The sequence below is a fragment of the Sphingobium fuliginis genome, from assembly GCF_004152845.1.
Lineage (GTDB): Bacteria > Pseudomonadota > Alphaproteobacteria > Sphingomonadales > Sphingomonadaceae > Sphingobium > Sphingobium fuliginis.
The window spans coordinates 251,503-271,037 of the sequence record NZ_SEON01000001.1 but is presented as its reverse complement, the minus strand read 5'-3'; the positions used below and the strand labels follow the sequence as shown (position 1 = coordinate 271,037).

The 19,535-nt window shown below is 65.6% G+C and carries 22 protein-coding genes and 1 other RNA gene; 15 read left to right on the top strand and 8 right to left on the bottom strand.

Annotated elements, in window-relative coordinates; genetic code table 11:
- Positions 1–3: 3 nt before the first annotated feature.
- A complete protein-coding gene (locus EWH10_RS01475) occupies positions 4–606 on the bottom strand; it encodes a LemA family protein (protein ID WP_025547620.1) in 603 nt (200 codons plus the stop codon).
- A 101-nt stretch (positions 607–707) separates the two neighbouring features.
- Here EWH10_RS01475 and mscL point away from each other — a divergent pair, with 101 nt between their 5' ends.
- From mscL to EWH10_RS01420, 11 genes are all read left to right on the top strand, one after another.
- Complete coding sequence (gene mscL / locus EWH10_RS01470) at positions 708–1,136, top strand: large conductance mechanosensitive channel protein MscL (RefSeq protein WP_065846006.1); 429 nt, start codon at positions 708–710, stop codon at positions 1,134–1,136.
- Positions 1,137–1,271: 135 nt separating this feature from the next.
- Positions 1,272–1,547: a hypothetical protein gene (locus EWH10_RS01465; protein WP_025547617.1), complete on the top strand. Its 276-nt coding sequence runs from the start codon at positions 1,272–1,274 to the stop codon at positions 1,545–1,547.
- A 148-nt stretch (positions 1,548–1,695) separates the two neighbouring features.
- On the top strand, positions 1,696–4,065 hold the full coding sequence (locus tag EWH10_RS01460; protein WP_044662722.1) for a chemotaxis protein CheA: 2,370 nt from the start codon (positions 1,696–1,698) through the stop codon (positions 4,063–4,065).
- Positions 4,066–4,083: 18 nt separating this feature from the next.
- Complete coding sequence (locus EWH10_RS01455; RefSeq protein WP_044662721.1) at positions 4,084–4,521, top strand: chemotaxis protein CheW; 438 nt, start codon at positions 4,084–4,086, stop codon at positions 4,519–4,521.
- Positions 4,522–4,615: 94 nt separating this feature from the next.
- On the top strand, positions 4,616–4,981 hold the full coding sequence (locus tag EWH10_RS01450; RefSeq protein WP_025547613.1) for a response regulator: 366 nt from the start codon (positions 4,616–4,618) through the stop codon (positions 4,979–4,981).
- Between the two features lie 67 nt (positions 4,982–5,048).
- A complete protein-coding gene (locus EWH10_RS01445; protein WP_025547611.1) occupies positions 5,049–6,128 on the top strand; it encodes a chemotaxis protein CheB in 1,080 nt (359 codons plus the stop codon).
- The gene (locus EWH10_RS01440) at positions 6,128–7,036 is read left to right on the top strand and encodes a CheR family methyltransferase (protein ID WP_229742409.1); all 909 of its coding nucleotides are present in this window, start codon (positions 6,128–6,130) and stop codon (positions 7,034–7,036) included. Before EWH10_RS01445 ends, EWH10_RS01440 begins: the two co-directional genes overlap by 1 nt.
- A gap of 114 nt (positions 7,037–7,150) precedes the next feature.
- Complete coding sequence (locus EWH10_RS01435; RefSeq protein WP_025547608.1) at positions 7,151–7,849, top strand: N-acetylmuramoyl-L-alanine amidase; 699 nt, start codon at positions 7,151–7,153, stop codon at positions 7,847–7,849.
- Positions 7,850–7,909: 60 nt separating this feature from the next.
- Positions 7,910–8,295: RNase P RNA component class A (gene rnpB / locus EWH10_RS01430), an RNA gene on the top strand.
- A 99-nt stretch (positions 8,296–8,394) separates the two neighbouring features.
- Positions 8,395–8,943: a J domain-containing protein gene (locus tag EWH10_RS01425; RefSeq protein WP_044662720.1), complete on the top strand. Its 549-nt coding sequence runs from the start codon at positions 8,395–8,397 to the stop codon at positions 8,941–8,943.
- Positions 8,916–9,254, top strand: a complete 339-nt coding sequence (locus EWH10_RS01420) for a hypothetical protein (RefSeq protein ID WP_025547605.1) — start codon at positions 8,916–8,918, stop codon at positions 9,252–9,254. The genes EWH10_RS01425 and EWH10_RS01420 overlap by 28 nt, the downstream gene beginning before the upstream one ends.
- A 2-nt stretch (positions 9,255–9,256) precedes the next feature.
- Here EWH10_RS01420 and EWH10_RS01415 read toward each other — a convergent pair whose 3' ends face one another.
- The 7 genes from EWH10_RS01415 to EWH10_RS01385 form a co-directional block, all read right to left on the bottom strand.
- Positions 9,257–9,694 carry a hemerythrin domain-containing protein gene (locus EWH10_RS01415; RefSeq protein ID WP_044662719.1) on the bottom strand — a complete coding sequence of 146 codons (438 nt, stop codon included), beginning with the start codon at positions 9,692–9,694 and terminating at the stop codon, positions 9,257–9,259.
- A 123-nt stretch (positions 9,695–9,817) separates the two neighbouring features.
- Entirely contained in the window at positions 9,818–10,432 is a 615-nt protein-coding gene (locus EWH10_RS01410) for a superoxide dismutase (RefSeq protein ID WP_044662718.1), read from the bottom strand.
- A gap of 172 nt (positions 10,433–10,604) precedes the next feature.
- Positions 10,605–11,255 (bottom strand): septation protein IspZ, encoded by a 651-nt coding sequence (ispZ, locus tag EWH10_RS01405; RefSeq protein ID WP_044662717.1) that lies wholly within the window; start codon positions 11,253–11,255, stop codon positions 10,605–10,607.
- 106 nt (positions 11,256–11,361) lie between these two features.
- The gene (ftsY, locus tag EWH10_RS01400; RefSeq protein WP_025547600.1) at positions 11,362–12,294 is read right to left on the bottom strand and encodes a signal recognition particle-docking protein FtsY; all 933 of its coding nucleotides are present in this window, start codon (positions 12,292–12,294) and stop codon (positions 11,362–11,364) included.
- A 120-nt stretch (positions 12,295–12,414) separates the two neighbouring features.
- Positions 12,415–13,677: a tRNA (N(6)-L-threonylcarbamoyladenosine(37)-C(2))-methylthiotransferase MtaB gene (gene mtaB / locus EWH10_RS01395; protein WP_044662716.1), complete on the bottom strand. Its 1,263-nt coding sequence runs from the start codon at positions 13,675–13,677 to the stop codon at positions 12,415–12,417.
- A gap of 1 nt (position 13,678) precedes the next feature.
- Positions 13,679–14,479, bottom strand: a complete 801-nt coding sequence (gene dapF, locus EWH10_RS01390; protein WP_065846007.1) for a diaminopimelate epimerase — start codon at positions 14,477–14,479, stop codon at positions 13,679–13,681.
- Between the two features lie 41 nt (positions 14,480–14,520).
- Positions 14,521–15,921 (bottom strand): amino acid permease, encoded by a 1,401-nt coding sequence (locus EWH10_RS01385; RefSeq protein WP_044662714.1) that lies wholly within the window; start codon positions 15,919–15,921, stop codon positions 14,521–14,523.
- Positions 15,922–16,098: 177 nt separating this feature from the next.
- Here EWH10_RS01385 and EWH10_RS01380 point away from each other — a divergent pair, with 177 nt between their 5' ends.
- From EWH10_RS01380 to rimM, 4 genes are all read left to right on the top strand, one after another.
- Positions 16,099–16,818 (top strand): hypothetical protein, encoded by a 720-nt coding sequence (locus EWH10_RS01380; protein ID WP_044662713.1) that lies wholly within the window; start codon positions 16,099–16,101, stop codon positions 16,816–16,818.
- Between the two features lie 203 nt (positions 16,819–17,021).
- Positions 17,022–18,473 (top strand): signal recognition particle protein, encoded by a 1,452-nt coding sequence (ffh, locus tag EWH10_RS01375; protein ID WP_044662712.1) that lies wholly within the window; start codon positions 17,022–17,024, stop codon positions 18,471–18,473.
- A gap of 79 nt (positions 18,474–18,552) precedes the next feature.
- Positions 18,553–19,005 carry a 30S ribosomal protein S16 gene (rpsP, locus tag EWH10_RS01370; protein WP_025547592.1) on the top strand — a complete coding sequence of 151 codons (453 nt, stop codon included), beginning with the start codon at positions 18,553–18,555 and terminating at the stop codon, positions 19,003–19,005.
- Between the two features lie 5 nt (positions 19,006–19,010).
- Entirely contained in the window at positions 19,011–19,490 is a 480-nt protein-coding gene (gene rimM / locus EWH10_RS01365) for a ribosome maturation factor RimM (protein ID WP_025547590.1), read from the top strand.
- Positions 19,491–19,535 lie beyond the last annotated feature (45 nt).

The following is a 19,535-nucleotide window of genomic DNA, read 5'->3' as shown; positions in this document are numbered from 1 at the left end:
GGCTCAGTTGCCGAAATCGACCTTCGGCGCTTCTTCCGCGCCGGGCGTGGTGGCCTGGAACGGAGTCATGGGCTTCGCGCCATGGATGATCTTGGCGCCGATCGCGTCGGGGAAGGTGCGGATGCGGGTGTTATAGGCGCGCACCGCTTCGTTATAGTCGCGAATGGCGACGGCGATGCGGTTCTCCGTACCCTCGAGCTGCGATTGCAGGTCGAGGAAATTCTGGTTGGTCTTGAGCTCCGGATAAGCCTCTACCGAGGCGAGAAGGCGGCCAAGGCCCTGGCTCAGTTGCGCCTGCGCCTGCTGGAACTGCTGCACCTTGGCGGGATCGGACAGATCCTCGGCATTGACCTGGACGGAGGTGGCCCTGGCGCGGGCCTCCGTCACCTTGACCAGCGTGTCCTGCTCCTGCTTGCCGGCGGCTTTCACCGTGGCCACGAGATTGCCGACAAGGTTCGCGCGGCGCTGATATTGCGCCTGCACATCGGCCCATTTGGCCTTTGCGACCTCCTCGGCGGCGGGGACGCTGTTGATGCCGCAGGCGCTGAGCGCAAAGGCGCCCAGCAGCGGCAGAAGGAACAGGCGGAACTGGCGCAGGATCGTCATGGAACATCCTCAGGCTTGTTTCGTGTGAGGAAATAGGCGGTTGTCGAAGCCTTCGCAACGGCTCATGCTGTCCATATCGCAATCGGGACAAGGGGTTCGCCATGGGGCTGATTTCCGAATTCAAGACGTTCATCAATCGCGGCAATGTCATGGACCTGGCCGTCGGCGTGATCATCGGCGGGGCTTTCGCCACCATCACCAAGTCGTTGACGGACGACCTGATCATGCCGGTCGTCGGCTATATCTTCGGCGGGGCCGACTTTTCGGGCTATTTCATCCGGCTGGGCGAGATTCCCGCCGGGTTCAAGGGGAACCCGGACAGCTATGCCGACCTGAAGGCGGCCAATGTCGCCATGTTCGGCTGGGGCGAATTCCTGACCGTGTTCGTCAATTTCCTGATCCTGGCCTTCATCATCTTCCTGCTGGTCAAGGCGGTGAACAAGCTGATGCCCAAGCCCGAGGAAGCGCCGGCCGCGACGCCGGAGGACGTGCTGCTGCTGCGCGAAATTCGCGATTCCCTGAAAAAATAAGTCGTTTCCGCGACGAAAGGAGCGTGCGGCGGGAACCATCCTTCGCGCGACCAGTTGATGGGCGTCAGGGTTCCGGGCATCCGGTCCCCTTGCCGAATGACGTCAGCCCATGGGGGCGCAACAGGAGAAAACGCCGTGAAAACCTTCGTATCAGTCCTTGGCCTTGCCAGCCTGATCGCGCTTGCTGCATGCGATTCCAAGCAGGAGAACAAGGTCGAGAACGCGTATGAGAATCAGGCGGACGCCATCGACAACCAGGCCGACAATATGGAAGCGATGGCCGATAATCTGAGCGGCAATGCCGAAAGCGCCGCTGAAAACGCCGCGGACGCGCTGGAGAACAAGGCGGACGCCACCCGCGAAGCCGGGGAGAAGGCGGCTGACTCGGTCGAGAAGACCGAGGCGCATTAAGTTCAAGGCTGTTACCGAGCCGAAAGGGGCGCCGCGACTGCCGGTCGCGGCGCCCCTTTTCCTTTCATGGTTGCCGTGCCACCCCTCTTTAACGGGGATTTAACCACAGCCGCGCCATGGTCCGCCGCCTATCCCATGAGGCGGTGGAATGGACGAGCTACTCCAGGAATTCATATCGGAAACGCAGGAAACGCTGGAGGCGCTGGCGGGGGAGGTCGTCGCCTGGGAAGCCGACCCCACGGACCGCGACCGGCTGGACGCCATTTTCCGCTTTTTCCATACGGTGAAGGGGAGCTGCGGCTTCCTCAACCTGCCGCGGTTCGAACGGCTGAGCCATGCGGCTGAGGATGTGTTGTCGGAAATCCGGGCGGACAAGCGCCTTGCCGATCCTGCCACCGTCAGCGCCGTTCTGGGCATTATGGACCGGATCGCGGAACTGGCCGAGGCGGTCGCCATCGGCGCTGCGCTGCCGCAGGAGAATGACGATTATCTGATCGCCGCCCTGACGGAGAAGGAAGCGTCCGCGCCGGATGAGGGCGAGGCGCCGGCGGCGTCCGTCGCCGTCGCGCGCGCTTCCGGCGGGCAATCGGCGCCGCGCACGATCCGCCTGCCCCTGTCGCTGATCGACCAGTTGATGAACGGCGTGTCCGACATGGTGCTGGCCCGCAACGAGCTGTCGCGCAAGCTGCGCGAGCGGTCGGGCGATCCGGAACTGGAAAGCGCCTTCGAAAGACTGTCGACCTGCGTCGCGGACATGCGCGACGCCATTTCCAAGACCAGGATGCAGCGCGTCGACCGCCTGTTCACGGCCATCCCGCGCATGGTGCGCGATCTCGGCCGGGACCTGGGCAAGCGCATCGACCTCAGCCTTGAGGGGGGCGATGTCGAAATGGACCGCGAAATGGTGGAGATGGTGGTCGACCCGCTCACCCATATCGTCCGCAACAGCATCGACCATGGCATAGAAACGCCGGAAAGGCGCCGGGCGCTGGGCAAGCCCGAAGCGGGGCGGCTGAAGCTGGAGGCGCGCCAGTCGGGCAACCAGATCGTCATCGAGATTTCCGACGACGGGCAGGGCATCGATACCGGCCGGCTGGTCGACAAGGCGATGGCCGCGGGCCGCCTGACGCCGGAAGCAGCCGCGCGGATGAGCGAGGCGGAGAAGCTCGACCTGATCTTCCATCCTGGCCTTTCGACCGCCAGTCAGGTCACGGCCATTTCCGGGCGCGGCGTCGGCATGGATGTGGTCCGCGCCAATGTGGAGCGGATCGGCGGCGTCATCGCGCTCGACAACCGGCCCGGCTGCGGATTGACCATCACCTTGCGGGTGCCGCTGACGCTGACCATCATTCCGGGATTGATCGTGCGGGCCGGCGACCTGCATTTCGCGATTCCTCGCGCTGCGGTCGTGGAAATCCTGCATGACAACAATGAGACGCTGAACATCGCGCAGGTCGGCGGGGCCAAGATCGCGACGATCCGCTCCATCCGCCATTCGATGATCGATCTGGAAGACGTGCTGGGCATGGAGCGGGTCGCGCAGTCCGGGCCGCGTGCCGTAATGGTCGTGCGTTCCGCGACCGGCGTGCCCTTCGCCATGGGCGTGTCGGCGGTGGAGAATCATGAGGAACTGGTGATCCGTCCCGCATCGCCGCTGGTGATGGCGTCGGGCGTCTATGCCGGCATGACCCTGCCCGACAATGGCAAGCCGATGCTGCTGCTGGACGCGGCGGGCCTCGCCAACGCGGCGCGCCTGCCCAACATCATCGACGATCATGCGGCCCGCCGGGCCGGGGAGGATGAGGAGGCGCAGGGCGGTGTCGAGATGGTGCCCGCCTTGCGGTTCGAGGAGTATTCGGGCGAGCGGCGCTTGCTGAAGCTGTCGCTGATCGAGCGGGTCGAGGACATAGATGCCCGGCTGTTCGGTCGGTCGGGCGGGCGCGGCTTCGTGCGTCTGGACGGGCGGCTGGTGCCGGTCGCCAACGGCCATCATGCTTTTTCCGAGGAGAAGGTCGCCGCGCTCCGCCTGCGCGACGGCGCGAGGGAGGCCTGCTATCCGGTTGCCGCGGTGCTCGACATCGTGGAAATGCCCGCCGTGCCGGACATGGTTGCGATGCATGGGCTGTTGAGCGGGGTTGCCGTGATCGATGGCGAGCATCTGGAGGTGATCAACCCCTTCGCCCTGTTCGCCGCCCTGCCGGAGGAGCCGGTTGCGGAACGGAGCGGCGGTCGCTGCCTGCTGGCCGACAGCGAAGATGGCTGGACGCGCGAGATATTGGCGCCGCTGCTCCGCCAGGCCGGGCATGATGTGGTGATGGGCCTGCCCGCCGACGAAGCGGTCGACCCGCAGGATGTGGTGCTGTTCACCGGATCGGACGCCTCCCAGGCGAGCGAACTGCTGGGCTGCCGCATCGTCCATCTGCGCGCCACGCCGCGACCCGCCGGACCCCAGGACAGCAGCATCTATCGCTATGATCAGGACGCGCTGATGGCCGCGCTCGCCGGATCGCGGCGATAGGAACGGAGAAATAGCCGCATGAACCAGCTTTACCTCTTCGCCACGCTGGCGGGCACGAGGATCGCCGTCGAAACCCGGGAGGTGGAGGCGGTGGTCAAGCTGACCGACATCTCGCCGGTGCCGGGCATGGGCGCGCATGTCGCCGGGCTGTCCGCGCTGCGCAGCCGGGTGCTGACCGTCATCGACGTCGCCGCGCTGGTCCGGGGGCGGCCGACGCCTATGGAGCGGCGGGTCTTCGCGATCATCGCGGACATCAGCGGCCACAGCTATGGGCTGATGGTCGATGCCGTGCACGACATCTGCCAGGTGCCGGAGGGCGAGCTGCCGCTGCGGGGCCAGCTCGATGCCGCCTGGGCGCCCTATGCCCGCGGTCTGGTGGAGCATGAGGGCCAGCCCTATCTGCTGGTGTCGTTGAGCGGCTTCATCGAGGCCGGCACCGTCGCCCAGGCGGCATGACGCCAGATCGCACGATCTCGTACCGGCGTTTACCAAATCCTCGCCTTTGCCGGTTAAGGCTTGTGACGATGGGACGCAAAACAAGGGACGCTCTATGAAAAACTGCCTGGTCGTGGATGATTCGAAAGTCATCCGCAAAGTTGCCCGCCATATATTGGAATCGCTCGATCTTTCGGTGAGCGAGGCGGTCGACGGGCGTGACGCCCTTACGCAATGCGAAACGTCCGTGCCGGACGTGGTCCTGCTGGACTGGAACATGCCGGTGATGAGCGGCATGGAATTCCTCCAGGCGTTGCCGGACGCCAATCTGTCCGCGCGGCCCAAGATCATCTTCTGCACCACGGAAAACGGCATCAGCCATATCAAGGCCGCCGTCGAAGCCGGCGCGGACGAATATGTGATGAAGCCGTTCGACCGCGAAACGCTGGAAAGCAAGCTGACGATCGTCGGCGTCATCTAGGCGTAGCGCTTCGGATCGAGCGATCTTCGACCGACCTCCCCGATTTTGTTCAGAAAGATTTCCCTCGATGACCGTTCACGTGCCGATCATGGCCAGCAGCCGCGACGAGGACAGGGCGCTGCGTACCCTGATCGTCGACGATTCGGTCGTGGTCAGGACGGTCATCGAACGGATATTGAACGCCGACCGGCGGTTTTCCGTCACGCACAAGACCAACAGCGCCGAACATGCGCTGGGCTATTTGCGGGACCATGAGGTCGACCTGATCCTGCTCGACATAGAATTGCCGGGACAGAGCGGTCTTACGGCGCTGCCCGCGATCCTGCGGACCAATCCGCGCGCCAAGGTCGTGATCCTGTCGGGCAATTGCGAGGAGGGGAGCGCCGCGGCGGTAGAAGCGCTGGCGCTGGGCGCGAGCGACATATTGGCGAAGCCGGGAAGCGGCAGCTTCGGTGAGCACTTCCCCCAGGCCCTGATCGACCGCCTATCGCGCCTGTTCAGCGGCGAAGCCATGCCTGTGGCGGTCCGGCCGCCGCTGCGGGCCGATCCGGAGCAGGCGGCCCAGCCGCTCGCCTGCCTGGGCATCGGCGCATCGACCGGCGGCATCCATGCCCTGGGACAGCTTTTCGCGGGTCTGGCCGCGCCGCTGGGCGTGCCGATCCTGCTGACCCAGCATCTCCCCGCCAGCTTCACCCATTATTTCGTCCAGCAACTGGGGCGGATGACGTCCCTGCGCGTCAAGGTGGCGGAGCAGGGCGAGTTGCTGGCCCCGGACATCGTCTATGTCGCGCCGGGCGACGCCAATCTCCAGCTTCGGCGGGGGCTTTATGCTCGGGTGTCCGTCGTGCTCAATCCGCAGCGCACGCCGACCGGCAATCTGCCCGGCGTCGACCCGATGTTCGCCAGCATGGCCCAGGCCTATGGCGCGGGCGCGGCCGGCGTGGTGCTGACGGGCATGGGGCGGGACGGCACCGCCGGTGCGCGGGACATAGTGGCGGCCGGCGGATGGATCGTGGCGCAGGACGAAGCGAGCAGCGTGGTCTGGGGCATGCCCGGATCGGTCGCCGGAGAAGGATTGAACTGCGCCCTGCTGGAACCCCATGCGATCATGGATTTCGTGGCGCGAAGAGGAAAGAACAGAAACTGATGGCATTGCCCCCTTCGGCCGACCCCCTCCTGTCCGGCTCCGTTTCCTCCGCCGATCCCATGCGCGGGGCGGCGCGCATCTTTTCCGGCCTGCTGGAAGCGCGCACCGGTCAGATCCTGTCCGAAAGCCGGGCCTGGCGGATGGAGACGGCGCTGAAGCCGGTGCTGCGGGCGCATGGGCTGAGCGACATGGATGCACTTGCCTCCCGGCTGATGGGGCACAAGGATGCGATGCTGGAAAATGACGTGGTCAACGCGCTGCTCAACAATGAGAGCAGCTTCTTCCGCGATCTCCAGATATTCGACATGATCCACCGCCATATCCTGCCGCGCATCCATGCACAGCGATCGGACCGGACGCTGCGTATCTGGAGCGCGGGCTGTTCGACTGGGCAGGAGGTCTATTCGCTGGCGATCCAGCTTTGCAACGACATGGCGCGCTGGCGCGGCTGGCGGATCGAGATATTGGCGACCGATATTTCCACCGCCGCCATAGCGCAGGCGAAGACGGGCATCTTCACGCAGATGGACGTGCAGCGGGGCCTGCCGGTGGGGGACCTGCTCAAATGGTTCGACCCTTCGGGCGACGATTGGCGCGCCAATTCGGCTCTGCGCCAGATGATCGATTTCCGCACCGACAATCTGTTCGACGCGCATGCGCCCCAGGGCGAATATGACCTTTTGCTCTGCCGCAACGTGCTTCTCTACTTCACGCCCGAACGCCGCCAGAGCGTGCTGCGTCTTCTCGCCCGGCACAGCCATGCGGGCTCTGTCCTGCTGCTGGGCGCGGGCGAGACGGTGATCGGCCATAGCGAGGATTTCGTCCCCCATGCCGAATTCCGCGGCGGCTATGGACGCCGCGCCGACGCCGCGGCGCAATCGGGCGGAGCGATGCGCCGGGCGGTCTGATCGTCCCGGCGGGAAAATACCGCGCCCTGCTTGATTGGTCTGCCGCTGTCGGCCATGGTCTGTCCGCGCGCCCGAAGGCGCTGACGGACGAATGCGAGTGACTGGCCCTTGGCGATGAACGACTTCCCGATGATCGACACGCCGTCGCCCAATTTTGACGAGCGCAGCCTGCCGATTTCCATGCTGGTGCTGCACTATACCGGGATGGCCGATGCCGCGACCGCGATCAACTGGCTCGCCAGCCCGGAATCCAAGGTATCCGCTCATTATGTCGTGACGGAGGATGGGCAGGTCATCCGCATGGTGGATGAGGAAAAGCGCGCCTGGCATGCCGGCCGCGCCCATTGGCGCGGCATCGACGACATCAATTCGGCCAGCATCGGGATCGAGATTGTCAATCCGGGGCATGAATGGGGCTATCGACCCTTTCCGGACGCGCAGATGGGATCGCTGATCCCGCTGATCCACCAGATCGTGCAGCGGCACAGGATCACCCGCGGCAACATCGTCGGGCATAGCGACGTCGCCCCGGCCCGCAAGCAGGACCCCGGCGAACTGTTCCCCTGGGGCCAGTTGGCGCGTCTGCGGCTGGCCCTGCCGCGCCCGACCAAGAATCTGATGGACCCGCATTGGAGCGACGGCGGCTTCATGTTGGCGCTGGAGCGCTTCGGATACGACATTGCGGAGCCGCAGGCGGCGGTGGTCGCGTTCCAGCGGCGCTTCCGGCCCGAACTGATCGATGGAATCATCGATGGCGAGTGCCGGGCGATCCTGCTGGCGTTGCTGCTGCCCAAGCCGATGGGCGACGACTGAATGGGGACGACGCCCAAACGGGGATGACGGGGGCGCCGGATTTGTGTATAGGCCCCTCTGCCAGAGGGCCGGGCGGCCGCGGCGTGGCGGGTAACTTCCACGGCGAGGAAAGTCCGGGCTCCACGAAATGACGGTGCCGGCTAACGGCCGGCTGGAGTGATCCAAGGGACAGTGCAACAGAAAGCAGGTCGCTACAGCTTCGGCTCAGCGAAATTGAAAGGGTGCGGTAAGAGCGCACCGCGCCTGCGGCAACGCAAGGCGGCACGGTAAACCCCACCGGGAGCAAGACCGAATAGGGGCGGCGCGCAGTTTCGGCTGCTAGGCCAGTTTCGGCTGAGACCGCCCGGGTTGGTTGCTTGAGGGACGGAGCGATCCGTCCCCTAGAGGAATGGTCGCCACCCTTCGCAAGAGGGGGACAGAACCCGGCTTACAGGCCCTCTGGCATTTAAATCCTCGCCATCGGCAGATGGGGAGGATTTAAAATAACGGCAATTTCATCGGCTGCCGGGGTGGTGTTCCGCCTGCGGCCTGCCTAATTTGGAACCATGGCAAGAAGCAGCCGATCCAATGACTGGGGCTTTCCCCGCTGGCGCAGCTACGGCGCATCGCGTGAGGCGCAGCAGGTGCGCCTGTGCGACCGGCATGGCTGCGACCGGCCGGGCGACTGCCCCGCGCCCAAATCGCCCAACAGCCGCGAACGCTGGTATTTCTGCACCGACCATGCAGCGGAATATAACCGCAACTGGGACTATTTTCAGGGCCTGGACCAGGAAGAGCGGGAGCAGCGCGAACGTGCCGAGCGGCGTGACGCGGGCGGTTATCAGAACAGCGCCTATCATGGTTGGGGCGGGCCGGGTGACGGCAGCCGCTCGCGCGACGAGTTGCATGCGCTGCAGGCGCTGGAGCTGGAGGACGACGCCGATTTCGAGGCCGTGAAGAAGAGCTGGCGCCGCCTTGCCAAGGAATATCATCCCGATGTGAAGCCCGGCGACGCGCAGGCGGCTGTGCGTTTCCAGACGATCCAGGCTGCCTATGAAGTGCTGCGGGCGGTGGAGGAGCGGCGGACGTGGAAACCGCGGGAGCGGGCGGATTGAAGGATCGCGTCCGGTCGAACTGGGATCATGCGGTGCTGGTCTGCCGCAAATGTTCGAAGAAGCTGGACGGCGGTTTCGGCCGGGACGGGGACGAGCGGCTTGCCAGGGCGCTGCGCCGGCATCTTTCTCTGAAAAAGGGGCGCAAGGCGGCGGCTGGGATCGTCGAGGTCAATTGCCTCGGCATTTGTCCCAAGGGTGCGGTCACAGTCGTCGACGGTGCAAAATCGCGCGACTGGTTGCTGGTGCGGCCGGGCGCCGATCTGGATGAACTGGCCCAGGCGTTGGGCTTGGTTCCGGCAAAGGAAGGCTGAATTCAGCCTGCGCGCCTGATCCGGGCCGAATCGATCAGCCCGGCGTCGGACAGCAAGGGCATCAGCAGCCCTTCTTCCTTGTGCAGCCGGTTCAGGATGCTGGCCAGGATGGCACGGGTTTCACGGCAGAAATCCGCCCATTCGCGTTCGATCCGATCATCGCTCCAACGCGTCATATAGGCGGCGAAGTCACTGGCGATGGGCGCCATTTCACTTTCGAGTCGCGCCGCGGTGCCGCGCAGCTTTTCGTGCGGCTGCCGTTGCATATTGGGGTAGAAAATCCGGTCTTCCAGCGCCAGATGCGCCATCAGCAGGCGGGCGAACTGCCACCGCAGCGGGCCCAGCCTTTGCGGAACGCTTTCGTCCGCTATCGCCTGATGAAAGCGGGCGGCCATCGCCTCTATCTCATCATGCTGCTTCTGCAATTCGTCGAGGTCCATGCACCGCTTTCCTCGTCCCCGCCCGGCATATTCCGCTCGCGGGGTTAAGAAACAGTTGTGCGGACTTCACAAAGGCTTGAGCGGTCCGCCCGCCGCGCAATCCACGCGGCGGGCGCCCTCCATTCAGGCCGGCTGTTCGGCGCGGCTGACGCCCTGGCCGTCCAGATTCTGCGCGGCGAAGTCCCAATTGATCGCTTCCTTGAGGACGCGGTCGGCATAGTTGGGGCGCGCGTTGCGATAGTCGATATAATAGGCATGTTCCCACACATCGAGGATCAGCAACGGCTGATGGCCCTCATGCGCGACGGGCGTGTCCGCATCATGGTAGCTGGTAACTTCCAGCTTCCCGTCCTTCAGGATCAGCGCGGCCCAGCCGCTGGCGAAATGGCCGACGGCTTCGGCCTTCAGCTTTTCGATCAGCGCGTCGACCGAGCCGAAACCCTCGTTGATGAGGTCGAGCAACTGGCCGGACGGCGCGGTCTTGATCGGCGACAGCGACTGCCAGTAAAAAGTGTGGTTCCAGATCTGGCCGACCTGGTTGAACAGGCCGCCCTTGGACGACTTGATCAGCTCGACCAGCGACTTGCCCTGGAGCGAGGCGTCGGCGGCGACCAGTTCATTGGCCTTCACGACATAGGCATTGTGGTGCTTGCCATGGTGGAAGTCGAAGGTTTCGGCGGTCAGAATGTCGCCAAAGGCATCCTTGGCATAGGGCAGGGGGGGAAGAACAAAGGCCATGGCGGAACTCCTCGGGTTCGTTATGGGTCGGCCGCAGAACGGATGGTGCGGTCGATTGGTTCAATGGTCCTGTCGGGGCGTGGACGCCTCCGCGCCCCTCCCATATGCGCCCCCGGCGGCCATGAAAACAGATATATGCCTATTGCGAAACGATCTTAATTAGGCGGCCGATTCAACCCTGGGGCGGGGTGGTTTCACCGATCTCGTCACTGTCCAGCTTTTCGCCCAGGTCCAGGCCGTGGCGCATCAGCATGGGGATGTTGGCGGCAGCGAAGACGACCGACACGATGGTCACGCCCCACACCTTGACGGCCAGCCAGCTATCGAAGCTCATGGTCCGTCGCATGACTTCGTTGGCGAGCGCCATGGCGACGAAGAAAAGGGCCCAGTTGCGCGACAGCTTGCGCCAGCCGGTCTCGGTCAGGCCGTCATAGGCCGCCTGGAGGAGATATTTAAGCAACGCCTTGCCCCGCATCAGCCCCGCGAACAGCATCAGCGCGAAGAAGGCGTAGATGATGGTCGGCTTGATCTGGATGAAGCTCTGGTCGCGGAAATAGATGGTGAGGCCGCCGAAGAAGAGGATCAGCAGCGCCGATAGCCAGAGCATGGGCGACACGCGGCCGAGCTTCACCTTCGAGACGATCACGGCGACGACGATGGCGGCCATGAAGGCGGCGGTGCCGAACATCATCGCGGTGATGGGGTTGCCCGGCCCCCAGAGCCAGCCCGCGCCCTTATAGGTCAGGAAGAAGACGAGAAGAGGGCCGAAGTCCAGCGCGAGGCTGAGATTGCCGCCATGGGTCGGTTTTTTCGGGTCAGCCATATATGTTCACTCCGTCATCCCGGCGGGAGCCGGGATCTCGTGCGGCCGGGTCGAGCCGTGGAGGCCAGAGATGCCGGCCTGCGCCGGCATGACGAAGGGGAAGCGATCACCGCGCATAGGCGGTTCCCGCGATCGCCCGCGCCATGTCGCCCGGGTCGAACGGCCGCAAATCCTCGATCTTCTCGCCCACGCCGATGGCATGGATCGGCAGGCGATATTTCTCCGCCGCGGCGACCAGCACGCCGCCGCGCGCCGTGCCGTCCAGCTTGGTCATGACGAGGCCCGTCACCTGCGCGAATTCCTTGAAGACCTCGATCTGGCTCAACGCATTCTGTCCCGTGGTGGCATCCAGCACCAGCACAACGTCATGCGGCGCCGCCGGGTTCAACCGGCCGAGCACGCGGCGGATCTTGGCCAGCTCGTCCATCAGTTCGGTCTTGTTCTGCAGGCGCCCGGCCGTGTCCACGATCAGCACGTCGATGCCGGTGGCGGTCGCCTGCTTCACCGCGTCGAAGACGATGCCCGCCGCGTCGCCGCCCTCCTTGCCCGCGACGATGGGGATGCCGAGCCGTTCCGCCCAGACCTTGAGCTGGCCGATGGCGGCAGCGCGGAAGGTGTCGCCCGCCGCCAGCATCACGCCATAATCCTGTTCGAGGAAGAGGTTGGCGAGCTTGGCGATGGTGGTGGTCTTGCCGGAACCGTTGACGCCGATGACCAGGATCACCTGAGGGCGCGGAAAAGCCTCGATCTCCAGCGGGCGCGCGACCGGGGCGAGAACCTTCTCGATCTCCTCCGCGATGATCTCCCGCAGATAATCCTCGGTCAGTTCGCGGTTGTAGCGGCCTTCGGACAGGCGGTCGCGCACGCGGGCGGCCATGGCGGGACCGAGGTCGCTGACGATCAGCGCTTCCTCGATCTCGTCCAGTGTCTGCTCGTCGAGCGCGGCCTTGGAGAAGAGGCCGGTGAGATTCTCGCCCAGCTTGTCGGAGGTGCGCTTGAGGCCGCCGAAGAGGCGATCGCGCCAGGATGTTTCAGCCATGTCTATCCACCAGCATCATCCCCGCGCGGGCGGGGATCCATCTCCCATGGGGTGCACCAGGCGGAACGGCCCGGAGATGGATTCCCGCCTGCGCGGGAATGACGGAAAAATGATTGTCTCTCACGCTGCCTCTTGCGCGATCAGCGCGCCATTCTCAAGGGCCGTGATGGTCGCATGGACGATGGAGGAGGGCGATTGCGGGGTCGCGAAACGCACCGGGGCGAAATTTTCGGCATGTCCGGAAAGCCCGTTGCGTTCGACCAGCACGGATTGGGTGGAACCGATGAGGCTCTGGAGCCAGCGTTCCCGTTGCGCCCCGCAGGCGGCGCGCAGCCGGGCGGCGCGGGCCTTGATGGTGGCCCGCTCCACCTGCGGCATGCGGGCGGCCGGGGTATTTGCGCGCGGTGAATAGGGGAAGACATGGCCATGGACGATGGCGCATTGCTCGACCAGCCTGAGGCTGTTTTCGAACATGGCGTCGTCCTCGGTCGGAAAGCCGGCGATGATGTCGGCGCCGATGCTGATCTCCGGACGGGCGGCCCTGAGGCGTTCCACGATGCGCACGGCGTCGGCGCGGCTGTGGCGGCGCTTCATGCGCTTCAGGATCATGTCGTCGCCCGCCTGGAGCGACAGGTGCAGATGCGGCATCATGCGCGGCTCATGGGCGAGGATGTCGAACAGCCGCTCGTCGATCTCCACGCTGTCGAGCGAGGAAAGGCGCAGGCGGGGGAGGTCGGGCACCCCCTTCAGCATGCGTTCGATCAGCAGGCCGAGCGACGGCGCGCCCGGCAGGTCCGGGCCGTAGCTGGTGACGTCCACGCCGGTGAGGACGATTTCCCTGTAACCCGCACCGACCAGTTCCCTGGCCTTGTCGATGACGGCGCCGGCCGGGACGGAGCGGCTGTTGCCCCGGCCATAGGGGATGATGCAGAAGGTGCAGCGATGGTCGCAGCCATTCTGGACCTCCAGGAAGGCGCGGGCATGTTCTGCAAAGGCGCTGGCCATATGGGGAGCGGTGTCGCGGACCGACATGATGTCGGAGACCCTGACCGGGTCACTTCCTCCGTTCGGGAGATAGGATGTCCGGTGCATCTTTTCCCGATTGCCGATCACCGCGTCGACTTCGGCCATGGCGGCGAAGGTTTCCGGCTCCGTCTGCGCGGCGCAGCCCGTCACCATGATCCGCGCACCGGGGCGGTCGCGGCGGGCGCGGCGGATGGCCTGCCGGCTCTGGCGCACGGCCTCTGCCGTCACGGCGCAGCTGTTGACGACGACCAGATCATCCTGCGCGTTCGGCATCTCGCGGCCGATAATCTCTCGAATCGCCTCGCTCTCCGCGATGTTGAGGCGGCAGCCAAGCGTGATGATCTGCGGCCCGCCCATGTCAGAATCGCGCCCAGTCAGCCTCGCCGTCGAAGACATGGGTGGCAGGGCCGGTCATCAATATGTGCCCGCCCGGCGCCCAATCGATCACAAGGTCGCCCCCCGGCAGGCTCACGGTGGTCGGCCCGCTCGCCAGCTTGCGCCGCACCGCCGCCACCGCCGTCGCGCAGGCGCCGGTTCCGCAGGCGCGGGTCAGGCCGGCGCCGCGTTCCCAGACGACCAGGCGGATATGATTGTCGCCCACCATCTGCGCGAAATTCACGTTCACGCGGGCGGGGAAGAGCGGATCATGCTCGATCAACGGCCCAAGACGGTCGAAGTTCACACCGTCCAGACGGTCCATGAAGAAGATCACATGCGGATTGCCGACATTGACCGCGACCGGGGCAGGCAGATCCTCCCAGCTTACCGGCATGGCCAGCGTGTCCATGGCGTAGGCGAGGGGGATCGCGTCCCATTCGAGGCGCGGTTCGCTCATGTCGACGCTCGCGCCGCCATCGACGGCCCTTGCGTCCAGCAGGCCGGCCTTCGTCTCGATCAGCACGTCCCGGCCGACGAACAGGGGGACGCAGCGGGTGGCGTTGCCGCAGGCCTCCACCTCGCTGCCGTCGCTGTTGAAGATGCGCATCGACACGTCGGCGCGGTCGCTATTGCCGATCAGGATCAACTGGTCGCAGCCGATGCCGGCGTGACGGTCGGCAATGGCCTGCGCGCGAGCCTCCGTCATGTCGAGCGCGGTTTCCCGCGCGTCGATCACGACAAAGTCGTTGCCCAGTCCATGCATCTTCGAAAAACGGCCCATGATGGGCGCGCATGTAAGGCCTGTGCCGGCAAAAGACCAGCCTATCCCGCGTTCAGTGCGGCGCGCCTGCGGCCATAGAGGAAATAGACGGCCAGACCGATGGCGTTCCAGAGGAGGCAGGCGAGGATGGTCTTCGCCGGCAGGCTGATGAACAGATAGGCGCAGCCGCCGATGGCGCCGAGCCCGACCAGCCATCCGGCCGGGGTGCGGAAGGGGCGCCTCATGTCGGGCATGCGCCGGCGCAGGATCAGCAGGCATGCGCCCACGGCGGTGAAGGCGATCAGCGTTCCCGCATTGGCCAGCGCTGCGATCTCGTCGATGGGCAGCAGGCCGGCGATGATCGCGACCAGCAGGGCGGTGACGGCGGTGATCCGGGCGGGCGTCCCGCGCCGGGAGATCAGCGCCAGCCTTTGCGGCAGGAAGCCGTCGCGGGCCATGACGAGGAAGATGCGGCTCTGGCCGTAGAGGAAGCCCAGCAGCACCGTGGGAAGGGCGATGACCGCCGCGATGGCGACGATTCGCGCCACCTGTCCCTGGCCCATTTCACGCAGGATCAGCGCCAGCGGTTCGGGACTGCCGGCAAAGCGGGTGAAGGGCATCGCCCCGACCGCCGCCGCCGCCACGAGCACATAGATCAGCGTGCAGGCGACCAGCGATCCGACGATGCCGATGGCAAGGTCGCGGTCCGGGTTCTTCGCCTCCTCCGCCGCGGTGGAGATGGCGTCGAAGCCGTAGAAGGCGAAGAAGATGATCGCCGCCGCGGCCATGACGCCGCGCTCGACGCCGTCCGGCGCCATCGACTTGGCGAAGCCGAAGGGCATGAAAGGCTGAAGGTTCTGGGCGTCGAAGGCGGGCAGGGCGATGGCGACGAACAGGCTGAGCGTCGCGATCTTGATCACCACCAGCAACGAGTTCAGCCGCGCGCTTTCATGCGTGCCGAGCATCAACAGGCCGGCGACCACGGCGATGATGAAGATGGCGGGCGCATTGACCAGGCCGCCAAGTTCCGGCCCCCTGGTCAACAGGTCCGGGAAGCCCGCCGATGTCAGCAGGGGTGCGGCATAGCCGGACCAGCCCACCGCCACGGTCGACACGACCAGCGAATATTCGAGGATCAGGCTCCATCCGACGATCCACGCAATGCCTTCGCCCAGCACGACATAGCTGTAGCTGTACGCGCTGCCGGCGGCCGGCATCATGGTGGAGAGTTCGGCATAGGCCAGCGCCGCGCAGGCGCAGATCGCGCCGGCAATGGCGAAGGACAGCAGCACGGCTGGACCCGCCCGGTCCGCGCCGACGCCGATCAGCGTCAATATGCCGGTGCCGACGATGGCCCCCACGCCCAGCGCCAGCAGGTGCGGCCAGGACAAGGTGCGCGCCAGCCTTTGCCCCTCATGCGAGGGCATCATCGCCTCCATCGGCTTGCGGCGCGTCCAACCCATGTCCTGATTCCCCTCTCTGCACGGCGCACCTTGCCGCTGCCGAAGCTGCTGGCAAGGGGTTTTACAAATGTAAGGCAGCGCCGGGCCACCTCTCGCGACTCCCCTGATATTCTGTTACAGGGACGCAAACAAAGGTCGCGACGGCTTAAATCTTCTTGAAAAGGGGGAAGGCGTCCCATGGATGCTGCTGCGTCGACCGTTCCCGCGTCCGTGCGGGAAAATGGCTTTTACCTGGGAATGTCGGTCGCCATCGCGGCGACGGTGATCGGGGGCTTCGGCTCCTACGCGCTGCGCGGAATGGTGGATGTGGCGCGCGTGCCCTATTGGGTGCATGTCCACGGCGCGGTGTTCGTCGGCTGGACATTGCTGTTCGTCATGCAGAACGCCTTTGCCCATCGCGGGTCGATGGCGCTGCATCGGCGCATGGGATGGGTGGCCGTAGGCCTGGCCACGGCGATGGTGCCGCTGGGCATCCTGACCATGAGCATGGCGGTCGTGCTGGACCGGGTGCCGCCCTTCTTCACGCCGCCGATCTTCCTGGCGCTGAGCCTGCTGGAACTGCTGGTCTTCGCCGCCCTGCTGACGGGCGCCATCCGGATGCGCCGACGGACCGAATGGCATCGGCGGCTGATGCTGTGCGCCATGGTGGCGATCATCGGGCCTGCCTTCGGACGCATCCTGCCGATGCCGCTGCTTGGCCCCTGGGGCGGGCTGGCGGTGATGAGCGGGCAGATGCTGTTCGTCGCGGCCGGCATGGTCCATGACCTCGCCACGCGGGGCGGGGTGCATCCCGCCTATGCCGTGGGCGCTGCGGCGATTCTGGCGGAGGGACTGGCCGTGCCGGTCCTGGCGGCGACGCGGCCTGTCCTCTGGCTGGCTTCCGCCCTGGCCGGCTGAGCCGCTTTCGGTTGCGTCGGGCGCGCCCTTGCGCTAAGGGCGCGCCAGCAGTCGGATGGTTTGCCGTCCGATACCCTGACAGATCCATGGCACTCAAGAGGAGTACCGGATGGACGCTGGCCGGCGAGGTTTCGCCCGCCGGCGATTTTGTCGTTTGACGGGGTAAGCAAGGTTTTCCGGGCCTTTCGGCCCAAATTGAGGTGATGATGTTCGATTCGCTAAGCGATCGTCTGGGTGGGGTATTCGACAAGCTGCGTGGGCGCGGTGCGCTGACGGAGGACGATGTCCGCGCCGCGATGCGCGAGGTGCGAATCGCGCTGCTGGAGGCCGACGTCGCGCTTCCGGTGGTGCGCCAGTTCGTCGATCAGGCGACCGAGCGCGCGGTCGGCAGCGATGTGCTGCGATCGGTCACGCCGGGGCAGATGGTCGTCAAGATCGTCTCGGACACGCTGACCGAGACGCTGGGTTCGGAATCGTCCGACCTGCTGATCGACGTGACCCCGCCCGCCGTCATCATGATGGTCGGCCTGCAGGGTTCGGGCAAGACCACCTCCACCGCGAAGATCGCCAAGCGCCTGAAGGAAAAAGAGCGCAAGAAGGTGCTGATGGCGTCGCTCGACGTCCAGCGACCCGCCGCGCAGGAGCAGTTGGCGGTGCTGGGCACGCAGACCGACGTGGCGACCCTGCCCATCGTGCCGGGGCAGCAGCCGGTCGACATCGCCAGGCGGGCGTTGCAGGCGGCGAAGCTCCAGGGTTTCGACGTGGTGATGCTCGACACCGCAGGCCGGCTGCATGTCGACCAGGCGCTGATGGACGAGATGAAGGCGGTGGCCGAAGTCTCCAGCCCGGCGGAAATCCTGCTGGTGGTCGACTCGTTGACCGGTCAGGACGCGGTGAATGTCGCGACCAGCTTCACCGCGCAGGTGCCGCTGACCGGCGTGGTGCTGACCCGGATGGACGGCGATGCGCGCGGCGGCGCGGCGCTCTCGATGCGCGCCGTTACCGGCCGTCCGATCAAGTTCGCGGGTACCGGCGAAAAGCTGGACGCGATCGAGCCGTTCCATCCGGCCCGCGTGGCGCAGCGCATATTGGGCATGGGCGACGTCGTCTCGCTGGTCGAGAAGGCGGCCGAGACCATCGACGCCGAGGAAGCCGACAAGCTTGCCAAGAAGATGGCCAAGGGTCAGTTCGACATGAACGACCTGCGCGCCCAGCTCAACCAGATGCGCCGCATGGGCGGTCTTGGCGCGCTGGCGGGCATGCTGCCGGGCCTCAAGAAGGCGCAGGCGGCGATGGCTCAGAGCGGCGCCAACGACAAGACGCTGATCCATCTCGACGCGATGATCGGGTCGATGACCCCCAAGGAGCGGGAGAAGCCCGCCCTGATCAACGCCAAGCGCAAGATCCGTATCGCCAAGGGTTCCGGCACGACCGTGCAGGAAGTCAACAGGCTCCTGAAAATGCATCAGGAGATGGAAACGGCGATGAAGAAGATCCGCAAGATGGGCGGCCTGAAAGGGCTGGCCAAGATGTTCACCGGTGGTGGGCTGGATGGGATGCTGGGCGGTGGCGGCGCGCCTCCGCAGGGTTTGCCGGGACTGGGGGGCAATATGCCGAACCTGCCGCCCGGCTTTCAGAATTTCATGAAGAAGTGAAGCTGCTCGTCATTGGCGCAAGCTGGGATGACGAATTGAAAAACACGTAATTTGGTACAGAAAGGTAAGGTCAGGTTTCATGGCAACGTCCATTCGTCTTTCGCGCGGCGGTTCGAAGAAGCGTCCCTATTACCGCATCGTCGTGGCGGACAGCCGCGCCCCGCGTGACGGCAAGTTCATCGAGCGCATCGGCAGCTACAACCCCGTCCTGCCCAAGGGCGACGAGAAGCGCGTCGTTCTGAACGTCGAGCGCGCGAAGCACTGGGTTGCCGCCGGCGCGCAGCCGACCGACCGCGTGGCCCGCTTCCTGGATGCTGCCGGCGTGAAGGAACGCGCCGCCCGCAACAACCCGAAGAAGGCCGAGCCGGGTCAGAAGGCCAAGGATCGCGCCGAAGACCGCGCCGCCAAGGCTGCGGAAGCCGCTGAAGCCGCCGAAGCCGCCAAGGCGGCCGCCGCCGAGGCCGCTGCCGCTCCGGCCGCCGAAGCACCGGCGGAAGAAGCCGCTCCGGCTGAAGAATCGGCTGAAGGCTGAGCCCTTTGACCGACAAGCCCGTCACGCTTGCCGTCATCATCGGCGCGCATGGAGTGACGGGCGAGGTCCGTCTGAAGCTGTTCGGGGAGGGGGCTGAGGCCCTGAAATCCTATGACGGCTTCGATGCGGCGGGGCGCAGGCTGACGTTGAAGTCGGTGCGCCCCGGCCCGAACGGCGCGGTCGCCCGCTTTGCCGAAGTCGGCGATCGCTCCGCGGCGGAGGCGCTGCGCGGCACGGAACTGACCGTTCCCCGTTCGGCTTTGCCCCCCTTGGGGGAGGGCGAATATTATCATGCCGACCTGATCGATCTGCCCTGCTTCTCCAGCGATGGCGAAGGGCTGGGCCATGTCGTGGCGGTCGAGAATTTCGGCGCCGGCGACATCATCGAGGTGGAGCGGCCCAACGGCAAGCGTTTCATGGCGCCGATGCATGCGGTGACCATTGCGGATGAGCGGGCGGTCATAGAGGCCGCGTTTGCGGCTTGAGCTTCGTTCGCCAGGGCAATTGAACCGCCGTGCTCCCGCGAAGAC

Bases quoted from the DNA above. Each gene is read 5' to 3' on its own strand.
- EWH10_RS01475 (WP_025547620.1), bottom strand. From the start codon at position 606: ATGACGATCCTGCGCCAGTTCCGCCTGTTCCTTCTGCCGCTGCTGGGC.
- mscL (WP_065846006.1), top strand. From the start codon at position 708: ATGGGGCTGATTTCCGAATTCAAGACGTTCATCAATCGCGGCAATGTC.
- EWH10_RS01460 (WP_044662722.1), top strand. From the start codon at position 1,696: ATGGACGAGCTACTCCAGGAATTCATATCGGAAACGCAGGAAACGCTG.
- EWH10_RS01455 (WP_044662721.1), top strand. From the start codon at position 4,084: ATGAACCAGCTTTACCTCTTCGCCACGCTGGCGGGCACGAGGATCGCC.
- EWH10_RS01450 (WP_025547613.1), top strand. From the start codon at position 4,616: ATGAAAAACTGCCTGGTCGTGGATGATTCGAAAGTCATCCGCAAAGTT.
- EWH10_RS01445 (WP_025547611.1), top strand. From the start codon at position 5,049: ATGACCGTTCACGTGCCGATCATGGCCAGCAGCCGCGACGAGGACAGG.
- EWH10_RS01440 (WP_229742409.1), top strand. From the start codon at position 6,128: ATGGCATTGCCCCCTTCGGCCGACCCCCTCCTGTCCGGCTCCGTTTCC.
- EWH10_RS01435 (WP_025547608.1), top strand. From the start codon at position 7,151: ATGAACGACTTCCCGATGATCGACACGCCGTCGCCCAATTTTGACGAG.
- EWH10_RS01425 (WP_044662720.1), top strand. From the start codon at position 8,395: ATGGCAAGAAGCAGCCGATCCAATGACTGGGGCTTTCCCCGCTGGCGC.
- EWH10_RS01415 (WP_044662719.1), bottom strand. From the start codon at position 9,694: ATGGACCTCGACGAATTGCAGAAGCAGCATGATGAGATAGAGGCGATG.
- EWH10_RS01410 (WP_044662718.1), bottom strand. From the start codon at position 10,432: ATGGCCTTTGTTCTTCCCCCCCTGCCCTATGCCAAGGATGCCTTTGGC.
- ispZ (WP_044662717.1), bottom strand. From the start codon at position 11,255: ATGGCTGACCCGAAAAAACCGACCCATGGCGGCAATCTCAGCCTCGCG.
- ftsY (WP_025547600.1), bottom strand. From the start codon at position 12,294: ATGGCTGAAACATCCTGGCGCGATCGCCTCTTCGGCGGCCTCAAGCGC.
- mtaB (WP_044662716.1), bottom strand. From the start codon at position 13,677: ATGGGCGGGCCGCAGATCATCACGCTTGGCTGCCGCCTCAACATCGCG.
- dapF (WP_065846007.1), bottom strand. From the start codon at position 14,479: ATGGGCCGTTTTTCGAAGATGCATGGACTGGGCAACGACTTTGTCGTG.
- EWH10_RS01385 (WP_044662714.1), bottom strand. From the start codon at position 15,921: ATGGGTTGGACGCGCCGCAAGCCGATGGAGGCGATGATGCCCTCGCAT.
- EWH10_RS01380 (WP_044662713.1), top strand. From the start codon at position 16,099: ATGGATGCTGCTGCGTCGACCGTTCCCGCGTCCGTGCGGGAAAATGGC.
- ffh (WP_044662712.1), top strand. From the start codon at position 17,022: ATGATGTTCGATTCGCTAAGCGATCGTCTGGGTGGGGTATTCGACAAG.
- rpsP (WP_025547592.1), top strand. From the start codon at position 18,553: ATGGCAACGTCCATTCGTCTTTCGCGCGGCGGTTCGAAGAAGCGTCCC.